The organism is Halomonas sp. 72, from assembly GCF_052379785.1.
Taxonomy (GTDB): Bacteria; Pseudomonadota; Gammaproteobacteria; order Pseudomonadales; family Halomonadaceae; genus Vreelandella; species Vreelandella citrativorans.
The window spans coordinates 68,312-83,896 of record NZ_JBQSYY010000007.1 but is presented as its reverse complement, the minus strand read 5'-3'; the positions used below and the strand labels follow the sequence as shown (position 1 = coordinate 83,896).

11 protein-coding genes are annotated in these 15,585 nt (G+C 55.9%); 2 read left to right on the top strand and 9 right to left on the bottom strand.

What is annotated here, in order from left to right; all coding sequences use genetic code 11:
* Positions 1-117: 117 nt before the first annotated feature.
* The 6 genes from ACT3T6_RS09235 to ACT3T6_RS09210 all read right to left on the bottom strand — a co-directional run bounded on the left by ACT3T6_RS09235 (position 118) and on the right by ACT3T6_RS09210 (position 8,909).
* Positions 118-3,564 (bottom strand): glycosyltransferase, encoded by a 3,447-nt coding sequence (locus tag ACT3T6_RS09235; protein WP_193055028.1) that lies wholly within the window; start codon positions 3,562-3,564, stop codon positions 118-120.
* Positions 3,564-4,844, bottom strand: coding sequence for an ABC transporter ATP-binding protein (locus ACT3T6_RS09230; RefSeq protein WP_193055027.1), 1,281 nt, complete (start codon positions 4,842-4,844; stop codon positions 3,564-3,566). Before ACT3T6_RS09230 ends, ACT3T6_RS09235 begins: the two co-directional genes overlap by 1 nt.
* Positions 4,841-5,635 (bottom strand): ABC transporter permease, encoded by a 795-nt coding sequence (locus tag ACT3T6_RS09225; RefSeq protein ID WP_193055026.1) that lies wholly within the window; start codon positions 5,633-5,635, stop codon positions 4,841-4,843. Before ACT3T6_RS09225 ends, ACT3T6_RS09230 begins: the two co-directional genes overlap by 4 nt.
* Before the next feature lie 134 nt (positions 5,636-5,769).
* Complete coding sequence (locus ACT3T6_RS09220; RefSeq protein ID WP_193055025.1) at positions 5,770-6,165, bottom strand: GtrA family protein; 396 nt, start codon at positions 6,163-6,165, stop codon at positions 5,770-5,772.
* A 9-nt stretch (positions 6,166-6,174) separates the two neighbouring features.
* Positions 6,175-7,185, bottom strand: a complete 1,011-nt coding sequence (locus tag ACT3T6_RS09215) for a glycosyltransferase family 2 protein (RefSeq protein WP_193055024.1) — start codon at positions 7,183-7,185, stop codon at positions 6,175-6,177.
* Entirely contained in the window at positions 7,182-8,909 is a 1,728-nt protein-coding gene (locus ACT3T6_RS09210; RefSeq protein WP_193055023.1) for a DUF6311 domain-containing protein, read from the bottom strand. The genes ACT3T6_RS09215 and ACT3T6_RS09210 overlap by 4 nt, the downstream gene beginning before the upstream one ends.
* Before the next feature lie 185 nt (positions 8,910-9,094).
* Here ACT3T6_RS09210 and ACT3T6_RS09205 point away from each other — a divergent pair, with 185 nt between their 5' ends.
* Together ACT3T6_RS09205 and ACT3T6_RS09200 are read left to right on the top strand one after the other, a co-directional pair.
* A complete protein-coding gene (locus ACT3T6_RS09205) occupies positions 9,095-10,498 on the top strand; it encodes an MBOAT family O-acyltransferase (RefSeq protein WP_193055022.1) in 1,404 nt (467 codons plus the stop codon).
* 22 nt (positions 10,499-10,520) lie between these two features.
* Positions 10,521-11,513 (top strand): hypothetical protein, encoded by a 993-nt coding sequence (locus ACT3T6_RS09200; protein ID WP_193055021.1) that lies wholly within the window; start codon positions 10,521-10,523, stop codon positions 11,511-11,513.
* A 14-nt stretch (positions 11,514-11,527) separates the two neighbouring features.
* On the opposite strand, the gene ACT3T6_RS09195 is transcribed toward ACT3T6_RS09200, so the two are convergent.
* The 3 genes from ACT3T6_RS09195 to ACT3T6_RS09185 form a co-directional block, all read right to left on the bottom strand.
* On the bottom strand, positions 11,528-12,646 hold the full coding sequence (locus ACT3T6_RS09195) for a glycosyltransferase (RefSeq protein WP_193055020.1): 1,119 nt from the start codon (positions 12,644-12,646) through the stop codon (positions 11,528-11,530).
* A 15-nt stretch (positions 12,647-12,661) separates the two neighbouring features.
* Positions 12,662-14,101 carry a mannose-1-phosphate guanylyltransferase/mannose-6-phosphate isomerase gene (locus ACT3T6_RS09190; protein ID WP_193055019.1) on the bottom strand — a complete coding sequence of 480 codons (1,440 nt, stop codon included), beginning with the start codon at positions 14,099-14,101 and terminating at the stop codon, positions 12,662-12,664.
* Positions 14,102-14,218: 117 nt separating this feature from the next.
* Positions 14,219-15,547: an undecaprenyl-phosphate glucose phosphotransferase gene (locus ACT3T6_RS09185; RefSeq protein WP_193055018.1), complete on the bottom strand. Its 1,329-nt coding sequence runs from the start codon at positions 15,545-15,547 to the stop codon at positions 14,219-14,221.
* Positions 15,548-15,585: the final 38 nt, after the last annotated feature.

Sequence of the window (15,585 nt, the reverse complement as noted above, 5' to 3'; positions counted from 1 at the left end):
TTGGTAGTAGGTGTGCATTGGCCGCGGAATTAACACGCGCGAGAGTGTAGGCTGCTCCAAGGAGCAGCCTATTAGGTTAGGTATTGTGGCGGGCCAAACCTGAGTGTCAACCTGAATTCACTCAGTCGTTTGAGCTAGCGCCCGGTCCACCAAAGCCGCACTGAGCAGCCCCTGATAGCGGGTCGCAAGCGCTGGCCAGCTACGCTGGGCCAACCATTCCTGGCGGGCGCTATGGTAGGTATTGCGCTGTGCTTCCGAGGCATTTAATACCTGTGAGATGCCTTCGGCAATGCCGTCGCTATCAAACCCTTGTGTTTGCCATACCACGTCTTTCACTTCATCGAAAATGGGCGCCGGCGTGGTGAGGATGTTGGGGCATGCAGCGACGGCTGTGCGTACCGCCGCACTGCTGGACTCTTGTGTGTATTGGTACGGCAAAACGACTGCGCTACATTCAGCCAAGCGCTGCTGGGCCTCTTCCAAGGGTAAAAAGTCGGTATACCACTCAATATAGCTTTCGATTCCCAAACGTTGGGCGGTACGCTGGCAGCGGGCCAATTCTTCTTGTGAACCTGATTCATCACGCACAGAGGTTACCAAGCGTAGCGTAGTGGCGTCGGGCACCATCTGCTTTTTACGCAGCGTCGCAAACGCCTCAATAAGCGTGTTAACCCCTTTATGGGGGAGCAGAAAGCCGAAGCTGCCGATAATAGGTGCTGGGCTTGCTTGAGCGGGTGCGGGGTAGTTTTCTGTGAACGCATCAACCCCTTGGGGTATTTGCGTGATGTTGTCAGTCACGCCAATACGTTTTAGGTAGTTAAGATCGTCTAGCGTGTGTACAAATACGCGGTCAAAGGCGGCCAAGGTGGCAGCCACCGTGCGCCGGCGTGTGGCGTCGAAGTCGATGACTGGGCGGGTGGTGTGCAGGGTAATGTATACCCGCTGGCCTTGCTGACGGCACTGCTGCACTTGCTGGTGTAGCTGGCGGTCCAACTCGTAGAACGCGAAGTGATGCTGTAGCCATACCACGTTGCCGGTGGCTTCTTGCAGGCTCGGGCTTTCGCCGCGCTGCCAACTGCGCGTGACGTTTTCGGCGGCGGCTGGCCCGTTACCCTTTTGATCAAACGTTGGGGCGTGCAGCATATAGGTGGCCGCTTCATCAACCGTTTGCAGGGCGTTTAGCAGGTGGCGGCTGTATTCAGCGATGCCGCAGGGCTCATCCCAAGTGGTGTATACGCTGAGCGAAAGTGCTTGGATAGGCTGCTGCGCGGCGGCCTGCAAGCGTGTTAACGCGGCCATTACCGAGTGGGTAGCTTTAGGTGCAAAAAAGCGTTCCTGAATGGCGCCTTGCAGCTTGGCAACGGACGCCGTGGCATCCTTGCCTTTACCCCGCAACTGGGTAATTTGCTGTTGCACTTGCTCGACAAGGCTTGCCACGCTGGGCTCTGCCCATACCGCCTGGCCTGCGCTGAAATGCGATTGGGCGTGGTCGAAGCAGTAATTGACCCACCCACTATGCGCGGCCGGGGTGAAATCCGTGTGAGCGCCGTAGCCGGTGACCACCAACGCGCGACCAAACTCGCCCGCTTCAATGGCAGGCATGTTAAGCCCTTCTCCACGCGTGGGCAGCACCACGATATCAGCCTCTTGGTACAACGCGGCCATCTGCGCGGCGTCGTAATCCTCCACGATGAGATGCAAGCGTTCACGCGCGGGCTGGCTCAGATACTGCTCTGCCCAGGCATCTACCTGGTTATGGGGGTTGGCGAAGGTTTTCAGGGTCAGGGTAATGTCGGGGTCAGCGGTGGCCAGCGTCTCGAACGCCTGAAGCAGTATATCCACGCCCTTGCGCGGAAAAGCGGAGGAGACATGCAACAGATTGACTGTTTGGTGCTGGCTTACCCGGGCCAGGTCATTTACCTGGCTGGTGGCGGCCAGGGGGTTGGCCACCAGCGGCATGGCAATCACATGAATAGGCAGCTTGCAGCCGCTGTCCATCAGCACCTTCTTGACGAACCAGGCGGTTACCATGACACCGGCATAATGGCGGTTAAGGGTGTCTACCATTTCCCTTGGCACCCAGGACTCTTCCCAGAAAAACAACGCTATCGGCAGGCCGTGGCGCGGGTCGGGTTCAATCAACGGGTAGTGGTGATAAAGCGCGACGCGCGCCTGTTCGGGCAGGGCTTGCCAAGCAGCGGGGTCGGTTAACCCGTTCAGGCGTGTGGTTTCCGCTTCCCCGCCGGGGGTGGTGCGCACACGCTCTTCCAGGCTGTTTTCGTGAGGCACCAACCACAGGGCGGGGGCGTCGGCGCTCTGCTGCAAGCGAGTGAGCAGGTGGCGATTTACCGCGGCCAGGCTGTAGCTGCCGTTGATATGGCCTTCCAGGCGGATGCCTTTCACTAGCGCATGGCGCTCAGCAAGCGGGGCGTCACGCAGGGCTGCGGCCTCAAGGCGTACAGCGGCGAGAACATCGCGGTCCAGGTTGATGAAGTCTTCATCACGGAACTGCCCTGCCCGACTGAACAAGCCTTCGCTTGCAGCCATGCGTTTTAAAACACGCACTTTCAGCGCGGGAAACCGGTTGAGCACTTTTAGCGCCAGCCGCTTCAGCCAGGGAATCTGTGCCATGCGGCGCATGAGCTTGCCACCGGACATGGATGATTGGCGCTGCAGGTGCATGACCCCGCGCAGGGGCTTGGTTATCCGCCAGGAGCGGCTGACATACACACCATTGAGCTCTTGCTGGAGACGCTCGGTCTGCTGCTGGTAGTGCTTGCGCTCCTGCTCGGCGTGTTGCAACTGAGCAAGCCGTTCGGTCTGCTCTTCTATCTTGGCGGCCAGCGTTTCCAGGCTGCCCTGCTGGGCTTCGGTGAGCTTGTCCAGGTAATCAAACCAAGGGGCGCTCGCTTCATCGGCGTGCTTGTGCGCAATCAGGGCGTAATCGGGGTAGGCGGACACCACCCAATCCATGTACTGGCGCAGCGGGGCGTCGCCTTCCGGCGGTTTGGGGCCGTTCAGGCGTAGAATATTGGCTTTGGCATAGCCTGAATCCGTGGCCACAAAGTGCAGAAGCGGTGGCGGCAACGGGTGCAGGTGAGTGGGGTCGAGGTAGAAACTCCATAGCCCGACAGAGAGGTTTTCCGGGTTGGGTGTTTCGAGTATCAGCACACCGCCGGGCACCAGCGTGCGCAATGCTTCCTGTATCAGGGTCACCAGGCTGTCAAAGGGGATGTGCTCGGCAATATGGAAACCGGTAATGGCGGCCAGGGTATCGCTTGCGGTTTGCTGAAGCGCGCTGAGCGCGTCATTGACCTCAACCACAAGGCCGCTTTCGTTACACGCCTGGGCCATGCTTTCGTTGGTGTCGATACCTTTGGCGGGCCAGCCTTTTTCCTGCATCAACTCGAGCCATTCCCCCCGACCAGAGCCTAGATCGACGACCAGGGCTTCTGGGTAGCGGGCCATGATGGGCGCCAGCAGGGGAACGTACACCTTGAGGCGTTCTTTGATGGCGTCTTTCTCGCCGCGAAAGTGGTTGGTAAATCGGGTATAGAAATCCATTACACTGACTCGTTAGGTTCTGAACTGATCGCGACGTGGCGCTCACACTCAATAGCGGGCATCACCCAACTGCTCCCTAGGAAGAAATCTTTTTCCATATTGACCATCTGGAACACCAGGGCATGGTCTACCCACTGGTAGTTATTCAATAGGTGGGTATCGCTGCTGTGCAGGGAAAGCGACACGGAGTAGCTGCCCGGCCCCAGGTTGGCATCAAAGCGCATGCGGTAGGTAAGCTCTTCCCCTTCGACCAGCTCCCGCTCTACCTGGCCGGTGTGCCAGGTATTGGTGCCGAACACCTCTTGACCAACGCGGTCTTTCAGCTTGTAGCCCACCACCAGTTCGGGCAGGTTGGCGTTAATGGCTACGGTAATGCGCAACTCTACCGCTTGGCCTACATCCACGACATCCAGCGCATTGCCGTTTTCAGCATGCAGGCTTACCTGCTTGACACTCGCTTCGCCAGAGCCGGACTGCGTTTGAATCTGGCCGCTGGCAAGCGGTGTGATCTCTACCCGGTCGTTCTCTTTTTTAGCAATGAGCGCGTTGTAGTAATCCATGATGTCCTGGGGCAGGCCATCTTCAAGCACCCTGCCCTGTTCCAGCAGGATCGCACGGTCGCACAGGCTTTGTATGGCGGCCTTGTCGTGGGAAACAATCAGCAGCGAGGTACCCTGGCGCTGGAACTCACGGATCCGGTCGAAGCTTTTATGCTGGAAGTAGGCGTCTCCCACCGAGAGCGCTTCATCAACGATGAGTATTTCGGGACGAAACGCGGTGGCTACCGAAAACGCGACGCGCATCTGCATGCCGCTTGAATAGACGCGCATGGGCTTGTCGAAGTAGCTGCCTATTTCGGCGAAGGCTTCGATGTCGGCCATGGCGGAATCTATCTGCGCGTGGGTAAAGCCCATCAGCCCGGCGGAGTGAATCACGTTCTGGCGGCCGGTCAGCTCGCCATTGAACCCCATACCGAGTTCCAGAATGGCGGCCACGCGGCCGTGGGTGCGTATATAGCCTTCGCTGGGGCGTAGCGTGCCGGTGATCATTTTCAACAGCGTACTTTTACCGGCGCCGTTCTGCCCCACGATGCCAACGGCTTCGCCCTGGGCAACATCGAAATTGATATCGCGCAGTATCCAGGTTTCATCGAGCGGCTGTACCGGGCTGAACCAGCTGGCCACGCGCATCAGCTCATTGCGGTAGCGCCGGTAGGCTTTACCCAGTTCGCGCACTTCAAGCAGTGCCTTGGGGGCTACTGTGGTCTGGTCAAGGCTCATAGGGCGTCCACCATTTCCGGGCTTGCTTTACGAAACAGCACCGCGCTGACGAGTACCAGCCCAGCGCCAAGCGCAGTCAACGCCACGAGCGCCAGCATGGAAGGCGCCTGGCCGTAGGCAAGTACATCATGATAGGCGCCAATCAAGTGAAACAGCGGGTTGAAGGCAATGATGGCCTGCAGCGATTCCGGGATAATTTCAGCCGGGTACACCACGGGGGTAAACCAGAAAAGAAACTGCAACACAATGGGCATAAGCTGCCCTATGTCGCGTATAAAAACATTAAGGATGCCAAGCGTCAGCCCTAACCCCAGCGCCAGTAATACGGTAATGCCGGTGAGCACCAGCACCCAGGGCAGCGTGTTGGGGGTGAAATGCCCAAGTGCCGCAAACACGACCAGAATGACCACGAACAGGGCCAGGTTATTGATCAGGCAGGAGCCGGTAATGATAACGGGCAAGGCAATTTTGGGAAAAACCAGTTTTTTCATTAGGTTGGCGTTTTCAATAAACACGCCAAGGCAGCGGTTGAGTATCTCGCTGAATAGGCTCCAGCCCAGCATGCCTGCAGTGAGGTAGATAGCGTAGGCGTATTGGCTTTCAATGCCGGGCAGCTTGGCCGATAGTACCGCCGAGAGTATCAGGGCGTAAATAAGTACCATGGAAAGCGGATGAATGATCATCCAGGCCCCGCCAATTCGACTGCGGGCAAATCGCGTCACGAGTTCGTGGCGTATTGATGTGGCAATAAACTGGCGATAGCGCCATGCCCCTTTTAGGGATTCAAGCATTCCGTTACCTTTTACCCATACCAGGCAGTGATTAATTCAAAGGGCGCCATGGTAAGCCAAGCACTAAGCGCACACCACCGTTACTGGCAGCCAAACGCTTGGATAGTTCAGTCTTGGCATTGTTTTAAAGGCGCTTATTCAGGGCGCTCGGACACGCTTGCAAACGTATAATATCTAGCCAATAGGTAAGTGCTCACTGCTGCGCTGGCAATCGCCGTTATCATGGCAAGCAACTGAGGCAGCGGCGTCAGCAGCAGCAACCCCAGCGCTGCGTAATTGGTGGCAAGCCCAGCAAGCGACATCAGTAAAAACCGCCGGAGCGTTGTTTGCCGTTTAAACGTTACCCGCTGGTGCCCCCAGAACGACACGCCAAACGCCACCAGCCAGGCAATGAAGTTAACAAGCGCGATATAGCGGCCGTGCAGCAGGGCAAAAAGCAGCGCTGCCACGCCCATGTGCGTGAGCGTGGCTACGCCCCCCACGACGATAAACCGCAACGCCTGCAGCGCTTCGGCATGGTTTTTACTCATACGGGGGCTTTACTCATGGTGCGTTCCGGCGCCGCGCTGGCTTGACGCTGGCAGTGGCGTTTCAGCGAGCTCCGTGGCTTCTTGCACTGATGCCTCTTGCACGACGTACAGCGGGCGGCCTTTTACTTCGATAAACAGCCGTCCGATATATTCGCCCAGGATGCCGATGGAGAGCAGCTGCATGCCGCCAAAAAACAGTACCACACTCATCAACGAGGCGTAGCCCGGCACATCACGCCCGCCTAGCAGCACGCTGGCCACGAGTATGATGATATACATAAACGCTAGAAAGGCGACCCCTGCCCCAATATAGCTCCACACCCTGAGTGGCACGGTACTGAACCCTACCAGCCCATCCAAGGCGAAGTTCCAGAGCTTCCAGAAGCTGAATTTGCTTTCCCCAGCATGGCGCGAAGGGCGCTTGTAGGGAACCCCGATGGTCTTGAACCCTGCCCAGGCGTAGAGGCCTTTCATGAACCGGTTACGTTCGGGCAGCTCAAGCAGTATGTTGACGATTCGCCGTGACATCAGGCGGTAGTCGCCGGCATTGCCAGGAATGGGTGAGTGCGTGATGCGGTTGAATAACCGGTAGAATCCCTTGGCGGTGGTACGCTTGGCGGCGGAGTCTTCCGGGCGTGAGGCGCGCACGCCGTAGGCCATGTCGTACCCTTCTTCCTGCCATAGCCGCACGAACTCAGGTATCAGCGTCGGGGGGTCCTGCAAGTCGACATCCATGGGCACCACTGCGTCCCCGGTGGCATAGAATAACCCAGCGGTAAGCGCGGCTTCCTTGCCAAAATTACGGCTGAACGACACATAGCGAATGCGCGCATCCTGCTGGTTGAGCACCTTCAACTGGGCGAGCGTGTCGTCGGTGGAGCCATCATCAATGAACAGGATCTCGAACGCGGGGGTGCATCCGGCTAGAACAGGCCCGACCTGGTCGATGAAGGGCTGCAAGGACTCATGCTCATCAAGCACAGGAACGATAATACTTAGCTTCCAATCTTCCTTACTCATCTGCCCTCCTTGAGATTGACCTTTGGATCGACCTTGAGGTCGAGCTGCCACGCAAAGGTTGCCATAGGGGTCGCCACACACTGCATGCCAGCCATGGCGCAAGCTTGTTGGGCGGTGTCCGAACGGGTAATGGCGTACACCACGCGGGGGTCGGGTTGCCCGGCCGCCAGCGCTTGCTGAGCAGGCGCTACCGCCCTGTCAATGATCGCCTGATTGATACGTGCAACATACGCGACATTCACACTCATAGCGTGCTGGCCAGCCAGCCATGCCAGCGGCAGTATGCCGACGATATCTTCTACATGGGTGATATGTAGCGACTGGCGCTGGCCGAGCGCCGCTTGCAAGCTGGGCGTTTCCCACCCTATCAAGCGGGGATCCTCCTCCATGCGGTAATCTGCCGCCTGCTGGCTACGGGCATGAAAGTAGCCATGCCAATGCTGCAAGTCAACCAGTTGAATGGCCAGTATGCATAGCGCCACCAGAACGACATTGCGCGGGCGCAAAGCGTGAGCGAGCAGCGCGCCGGCGGCGAAGATGCTCACGTACATTAGCACCCACAACATGCGCCCACTGGCGCGTAAAATAGCCTTCACCGGCTCAGGCCAAGGAATCGGCACGTGAAACGCATGAGAGGGGCCCACCACCACATGATTACTTAGCGAAAACACGAATAGGCCGACAGACAGGACTGCCAAGCTACGCACCGGCCAACGGTACACGGCGGGCACATGCACCGGGCGTATGATATACAGCAACAGCGCCATCAGCCAGAGCAGCATAATGCCCACGCCCACGTAGCTCATGCCTTCATACTGGCCGCCCATACTGGGCACCCAGGCAGGCAGGCTCAGCGCTGAAGTGGTCTCAATGCCAGGCAGAAAAGGGTACGTATTGAAATAAGCGGCCAGTTCGGCCGAGTAAAGGCCAAAACCGTCGGCGCCTGGCGAATCACCGCCGCTATGCAGGTAGCCAACGCTCCACATGAGCCACAGGATGCCAAGCGGTAAAAACACGCTGTAAACTCCCCACCCCCACCACCATTGGCGGTTATGCAGGCCTTGTTGTGCGTAACGCCGGGCAGTTATGGAAAGCCACCACAGGCTCCAAAGCAGGCCTGCCAGGATAAACAGGTAGAAATGCACCAGCACCGCCAGCGTGAGCAGTACGGTCCACTGGCTGTGGGCTTTCCAGTCGGGGTGGTGGCGAAACAGCACAAGATAGATCGCGAACAGGAATGTCCAGTGCGCCATCAACGATTCATGCCCCGCCCCGCCCGGCCCACGAAACACCACCGCGGGCATGGTACCTACCACCAGGCTGAGCGCGATGGCGGCAATGGCAGGCACTTTCATGCGGGTGAAAATAAGGCAAGCAGCGGTGGCATTGAGTACCAGGTGCATCACCGACGCTAGCCCTTGATATTGAAAGGGAGTGGGCAGCCACGCTTGAACAAGCTTCAACGGTATGGCGAACAGCGGCAACGAATCGGTAAACACGATGCTGGTACGCACTTGTGTGCCATAAGTCGTGAGCGCGCCCAGTGGCCACTGCCAGGGCTCCTGGCGGTAGTAATGCCAGCCTAGAAAATGCTGCAATATATCCCTTTCCTGCAACAACCACTCGACCTTCAAGGGGTTGAGAATTCCGCTATAGAAGTAGCTTCCAAGCACACCGGCCAAACAGGCGGCCAGCATGATGGCGGTACGGCGGTGCAGGTCCATTTGCGCCCCCTTTTTAAGATCATGCGAATAAAAATGCAGCTGACCCTATGCGGCACGGGGCCAGCCGATGAGACAACCAACCGCTCTCAACAGTGGCTATGATATGCTTCGCGCCCAGCGTTGTTGTCGTCGTGCGGGCATTATATCTACCGTTATCAGACTGCCACCAAGAGAGCATATTTGGCATGGTTTTTAGCTCACCTGAATTTCTTTTTGTGTTCTTGCCTCTTGTTTGGCTGGTCTTTCTACTGTTTTCGCTCTACGCCTCTCAGCGCTTTCTACTCGCCTGGTTAGGCGGCGCTTCACTGTTTTTCTACGCTGCGTGGGATATTACGCTCTTACCCCTTTTACTCGCCAGTATCGGTATCAACTATTGGCTGGCGGGCTACGTAACCAGGCCTGGCAGACATTGGTTGTGGCTTGGTGTGGCGTTCAACCTTGGCTTGCTGGGCTGGTTTAAATACTCGGTCTTTCTGCTTTCGGTGGCTAAGCTGCCACCGCAATCCTTCAGCCCACTGGTACTACCCTTGGGCATTTCGTTTTTCACCTTTCAGCAAATCGCCTTTTTGGTGGATGTACGCAGGGGCACCGTTCAGCGCGGGCCACTTCCACTCTATAGCGTATTTGTCAGCTTTTTTCCTCAGCTGGTTGCCGGGCCTATCGTTCACTATCGTGATTTAGCGCCACAGTTGAACCGGCTGGCACGACCAAGTGCCGCCAATATGCGGTGTGGCTTACTGTTACTGGCGCTGGGACTAGCCAAGAAGCTGATGATTGCGGACAATCTGGCACCTTATGTCAATCAGCTTTACGGCTTGCCTGCCGACGCCATGGTGGCGGGCGATACTCTGGTTGCCGGCTGGGCGTACGGCTTGCAGCTGTATTTTGATTTTTCCGGTTACGCTGACATGGCCATTGGCCTGGCGCTGTTGTTTGGTATTACACTGCCTGAAAACTTTGCCTCGCCCTACAAGGCGAGGGATATTCAGGCGTTCTGGCGCCGCTGGCATATCACGCTTTCCAACTTCCTCCGCGACTATTTGTATATTCCCTTGGGGGGAAGCCAGCATGGCCTACCCCGCCACCTGATAGCCCTGCTGGCGACCATGCTGCTGGGCGGGCTATGGCACGGTGCGGGCTGGCATTTCTTGCTGTGGGGCGGACTGCATGGCGGCTTGCTGGCCGTGGCCGTGATATGGCGGCGCTTGAGTGTTTTTCGGCTGCCTGACAGTATTGGGTGGCTATTGACCTTCGTGGCGGTGATGCTTGCCTGGGTCCCCTTTCGAGCCACCGGCCTTGAGCATACCTGGGCGTTCTACTCGGCCCTTTCGGTAGGGGGCTGGGGAGCGCTTGGTGATGTTGCCAGCAGCTTCACTCAGGGGGTAATGAGCCTGCGTACCCCTGGGGTATTGTTGATAGGGGCAACGCTGATTGTGCTGGCCCTGCCTAACAGCGTGGCATTAACTCAGCGGCTGGAGCGCTCAAAGCGCTATTTTTATCAAGGCGCGCTGGTAGGCGGGGTATTACTCCTTGCGATAAAAGCCATGCTGGACCTGCCCAGCCAGGCTTTTCTGTACTTCAATTTTTAATCGTGCGAGTGGGTAAATAGGCATGGCTAGCTTTTTGAAAGGCATCTTGGGGGGTGGCGCGCTGGTCCTGGCCCTGTGGGTGGTGCTGTGGGCCGGGCAGTTGGGCAAGGCGCATCCCAACAATCAATGGATCAATGAGGCGATTGCTTACAAGACCCAGCTAGCCCACGCACTTTCTTCCCCCAAGATTGTGGTGGTGGCCGGTTCGGGAGCCATGTTCGGCATTGATAGCGGCACGCTGGAAACCGCTTATGGCCGCCCGGCCGTGAATCTGGGCGTCAACGCTGGCATTTCACTGCCAGCCATATTGCATAACGCCATACCCGCCATTGGGCCGGGCGACCTGGTACTTCTTCCCCTTGAGTACCCACTTTATAACCGCGAGGAGAGCGTCTCAAGCTCACTGATACATTGGGCCAACAGCCACCCTGAGACGTTTATCCAACTGCCTCTCAAACGTGCACTTGACGTGTTTATACATACCTCATTCACTCGGATTCTAGAGGGGTATCGTGGTGTTCCGGCAGGATTTTCGATCAGTGGCGATTACGGCGTGCACAATCTGGATAGCCGTGGGGATCAACAGCATACCGCCCGCGCATTACGCGAAGAGCGGCACTGGAATTTCCTGAATTCGTTGCCTGACGAAACCTATGGGACCGCTCTTCAGGAAGGTCGTTTTGACGGAGGGCGGCTGCGCCGCTTTCGCGATGAGCTGCTTGCCAAAGGGGCATGCCCGGTTTTCATGCCCCCGCCTTTATTAAGGCAAGCTTCCTACAGAGATTCACTTCCAGAAGCCTTATTTTATGAAAGGCTGCCTTTCTGGGCCTCGGAGGAAGGACTTTATTGGGTGGGTAGCCCTCGACATGCCATGCGTGAAGCAAACGACTTTTTTGATACCAACTTCCACCTGGTCAATGAGGCACGTTCAGCGTACACGCAACAGATCATCGGCTGGCTGGGCAGACAGCCGATGACCAGTTGCCAGCAGTTCTACCAACAGAGTCCGAGGTAAGAAAGCGTTGGAACCTACGCCCCAGGTACGTGCTTGGCGATAAGCGATAAGATGGCGCGCGTAAAGTTAGCCGTTGCGAAGCGTTCAGCACTCTGTCGGCATATCTTGGGTGCAAATGCATTGGCATCTTGCTTCTTGCGCTGCTCAAACTCATGAACACGGGCTACCAATTCTGTGCGGGTTTGCTCCTTCGCCCATAGTGCGGTGATGTTATTGAGGGTCGTTTCGGCCAAGCCCCCCACCCCGTAGCCAATCACCGGGGCGCCTGCGGCCTGAGCTTCCACGGGCAAGATTCCAAAATCTTCTTCGGCCATGAATATGAAGGCGCGGGTGCGTTCTAGATGGTCGATCAACACGTCATCGGGCTGATAGCCCAACAGGGTCACGTTGGGGCCAGCAAGTGCCGCAAGCTTGGTATGATCCGGGCCATCGCCGATAACGACAAGCTGCTTGTCGGGCATGTGGTTAAAAGCTTCAATGACCAGGTCGATCCGCTTATAGGGCACCATGCGTGAAGCGGTCAGATAGAAGCCTTCGCGGGGCCGGTCGTGCTGGAACTTATCTACCTCTACAGGCGGAAAGACCACATCGGCTTCACGCCGATAGCAGGTATATATACGCCGCTGTATATAGCTTGAAATCCCGACAAAGTGGTCCACTCGTTGAGCGCTCAGGTAATCCCACTGGCGCAAACGGTGCAATTGCCAGCGCATCACCCAGCTCACCAGTCCTTTCTCTTTGCCCGCTTGGCGCAGATATTGGTGCTGCATGTCCCAGGCATAACGCATCGGGCTGTAGCAGTAGCAGATATGCACTGCGTTCGGATCAGAAATGACACCTTTCGCCACGGCGTGACTGCTGGACAAAATCAGATCAAAGCCTTTCAGGTCGAACTGCTCAACGGCCAAGGGCATTAGCGGTAAGTAATGGCGGTAGCGAGTACGCGCAAAAGGCATACGCTGGATAAAACTGGTATGAATGACACGCCCTTGTAACGCTGGGATATTACTTTGATCAAGGAAATTGACCGTTGTGAATATCTCTGCGTCCGGGAAGCAGCCAAGCAGCTCGGCAAGCGCTTTTTCAGCGCCTGCCCAAGTGGTTAGCCAGTCATGAATAATGGCAACTTTCATTACACCGGGTTGCTCCTATTCGCGCCCGTATTTGTCGTTATAGCGCACGATATCGTCTTCACCCAGATAAGAGCCGGTTTGGACTTCGATAAGCTTGAGGGGGATCACGCCGGGGTTTTCCAAGCGATGAACCGTTCCTAACGGAATATACGTAGACTGGTCTTCAGATAGCAGGAAGCTGCGTAGATTATCGGTATCACCATGCCCTTCGCCTTGAGTAACTCGAGCAGTGCCCTGCACGACGACCCAGTGCTCTGCACGGTGATGATGCATCTGCAAGGAAAGCTTACCACCAGGGTTAACCACAATCTCTTTAACCTGGAAGCTATCTGTTAACACCATGGTGCGATAATGCCCCCAAGGGCGATAGACTTGCTGGTGCGATTGAAACTCCTTACGACCAGCGGCTTTCAAGGCGTTAACAATAAGCTTGGTATCCTGAGCCTGACGACGGTCGGCAACCAGGACCGCATCATCGGTCTCGACAATGACCAGGTTATCAACCCCTACAGCCGCGACAAGACGAGACTCGCTATAAACCAGGCTGTTTCGGGCTTCATGTAGCATGACATCGCCGTGAATGGCATTACCATTTTCCTTATCATTGGCTGAGCGCAGCTCATGGAGAGCATCCCAAGCACCAATGTCACTCCAACCCGGCGACATGGGAACAACGGCAGCCTGCTCGGTATGCTCCATCACCGCATAGTCGATGGATTCACTGCGGCATTGGGCAAAGCTTGTCTCATCAATACGCAAAAAATCCATGTCTTCGGTACGTGCATCAAACGCTGCCTGACAGCTTTGTAAAATATCCGGTGCATACTGGCCAAGTGCAGCAAGAAAGCTGCTGGCCTTGAACAGGAAAATACCGCTGTTCCAAAAGTAGTCACCACTATTCAGATACTGCTCGGCAGCGCTGGCATCGGGCTTTTCAATAAAGGCAGACACCGAATAGCCTTGCGCCAAAGCCTGGCCTTTCTTAATGTAGCCATAGCCGGTATGCGGCGAAGAAGGTGTAATACCAAACGTCACCAACTTGCCTTCTTGGCTCAGGCGCTGGCCTTGTTCAACAGCATGGGCAAAGGCTTGCGTGTCCTTGATGACGTGGTCGGCAGGCATGACCAGCAGCTCGGCGTCGGGATTGACCATGCTGGCCGTCAAAGCGGCCAACGCCAGTGCGGGCGCCGTGTTACGCCCACAAGGTTCTAGAATAATCTTGCTGTCGTTGAATCCGACTTGGTGCATCTGTTCTGCTACCAGAAAACGGTGCTCTTCGTTACAGACGATGAGCGGCTCGCCCGAATGGGCAATACCATTGATGCGCAGTGCCGCTTCCTGCAACAGGCTGACATCTTCCTTATGCAAATTCAGAAACTGCTTGGGATAGTGCTCGCGAGAGACAGGCCAGAGCCGGGAGCCCGAGCCTCCTGATAAAATGACAGGTAAAATCATGATTCCTCCTTGAGATAAGCCATTTGGGAGGCTAACCATCCCAATCTTGCTGGTGCCAGCTGAACAGGCAGTGTCTGTTACGCCCCGAAGGTGATATACACGTGCATCGAAACTCACTCAGGGCTGGCCGTTAACAAAACCACGCGTCAGAGTCATGATCAGTATTTTGAGATCAAACCCCAACGACCAGCGTTCGATATAATACAGGTCGTACTCAACACGCCTCTCCATCAGCTTGACGTCATCAGTAATGCCCCGCAGGCCATTTACCTGTGCCCAGCCTGTCATGCCAGGCTTAACGCGATGTCGTTGCATATAGATATTGATATGGTCTTTATAATGGTCGTTATGATCCATAGCGTGTGGTCTTGGCCCTACCAGCGACATGCGGCCTTGAAGTACATTATAGAGCTGAGGCAGTTCATCCAGGCTAGTACGGCGTAAAAAGCGACCAACACGAGTCACACGACTATCGAAGTGTGAAGCCTGCTTGGTGTCCGAACTTTCATGCAGGTGCATCGTTCTAAATTTATAAATTCTGAAACGTTTACCATCCAGGCCATGACGCTCCTGCTTGAAAAGAATAGGCCCTCCCATGGTACAGCGAATAGCAATCGCCACCGCAAGCATGACAGGACTGAACATAATAAACAGCACGAACCCCAGCAAGCGGTCCTCCAACGCTTTGAAAAGCCGCATGGGGCCGCTCAATGGAGTGTAGTTAAGCTCTAAGGAGTAGAGTCCCGCGACTTGCGTGATCCGGTGATTTAATAATCGGATATCCGTTAAGTCAGGAAAAAATCGTATACTGGCTGGGATCCCGGCAAGTAACCGCATTAGATGACGAACCCGATTGCTTTGAACCAGCGGATACCCAAGCCATATCTCGTCAAATTCACGCTGAAAGATATTAGCCTTAGCAAACGCCGCCATTTTGTGAAAAAAGGCAGGGTCATTTTCGTCAACATAATGGCCTATTACGATATATCCCGCATGAGGCGTTTTGACGATCATCTCTTCCAGCAGTGCAATATTGTCTTTTTTACCCACTAATAACACGCGCTTAAGGTTATGGCCCTTGGCACGCAGGCGCTTTAAGTAGACGTAAAGCGAGGTACGCATTGTGCTGCCGACAGTGAGTATCGCCAAGGCCGAAACGCCCATCCATAACCGGGAGTAGCTTTGAGTTTCTTGAACAGCCACTAATAGCAGGCTGAGCAGCCCTAAAGTGGCTGCCCATGCGGCCAAGTAAATACCCAGCATGTTGTAAAGACTGCGGCCGCGCCAAGGTTGATAGAGACCTATTAATTCCCCAACAGCAGGCAGCAGCAAGCTGCCCACCAGGATAAGAAACAGATAGTCGTTACCCTCTACAACAACATGCGGCATTAGCCGCAGAACGGCAAGAGCAACGCCTATAGCGATCGCAGCATCGAAGCAACGCATGGCGCGTCGCAACCATTCGTTGCTTTGACTTGTTTTTA

Excerpts from the sequence above, each read along its gene's own strand:
- ACT3T6_RS09190 (WP_193055019.1), bottom strand. The coding sequence starts at position 14,101 with ATGATTTTACCTGTCATTTTATCAGGAGGCTCGGGCTCCCGGCTCTGG.
- ACT3T6_RS09185 (WP_193055018.1), bottom strand. The coding sequence starts at position 15,547 with ATGCGTTGCTTCGATGCTGCGATCGCTATAGGCGTTGCTCTTGCCGTT.
- ACT3T6_RS09235 (WP_193055028.1), bottom strand. The coding sequence starts at position 3,564 with ATGGATTTCTATACCCGATTTACCAACCACTTTCGCGGCGAGAAAGAC.
- ACT3T6_RS09205 (WP_193055022.1), top strand. The coding sequence starts at position 9,095 with ATGGTTTTTAGCTCACCTGAATTTCTTTTTGTGTTCTTGCCTCTTGTT.
- ACT3T6_RS09225 (WP_193055026.1), bottom strand. The coding sequence starts at position 5,635 with ATGCTTGAATCCCTAAAAGGGGCATGGCGCTATCGCCAGTTTATTGCC.
- ACT3T6_RS09195 (WP_193055020.1), bottom strand. The coding sequence starts at position 12,646 with ATGAAAGTTGCCATTATTCATGACTGGCTAACCACTTGGGCAGGCGCT.
- ACT3T6_RS09200 (WP_193055021.1), top strand. The coding sequence starts at position 10,521 with ATGGCTAGCTTTTTGAAAGGCATCTTGGGGGGTGGCGCGCTGGTCCTG.
- ACT3T6_RS09210 (WP_193055023.1), bottom strand. The coding sequence starts at position 8,909 with ATGGACCTGCACCGCCGTACCGCCATCATGCTGGCCGCCTGTTTGGCC.
- ACT3T6_RS09230 (WP_193055027.1), bottom strand. The coding sequence starts at position 4,844 with ATGAGCCTTGACCAGACCACAGTAGCCCCCAAGGCACTGCTTGAAGTG.
- ACT3T6_RS09215 (WP_193055024.1), bottom strand. The coding sequence starts at position 7,185 with ATGAGTAAGGAAGATTGGAAGCTAAGTATTATCGTTCCTGTGCTTGAT.
- ACT3T6_RS09220 (WP_193055025.1), bottom strand. The coding sequence starts at position 6,165 with ATGAGTAAAAACCATGCCGAAGCGCTGCAGGCGTTGCGGTTTATCGTC.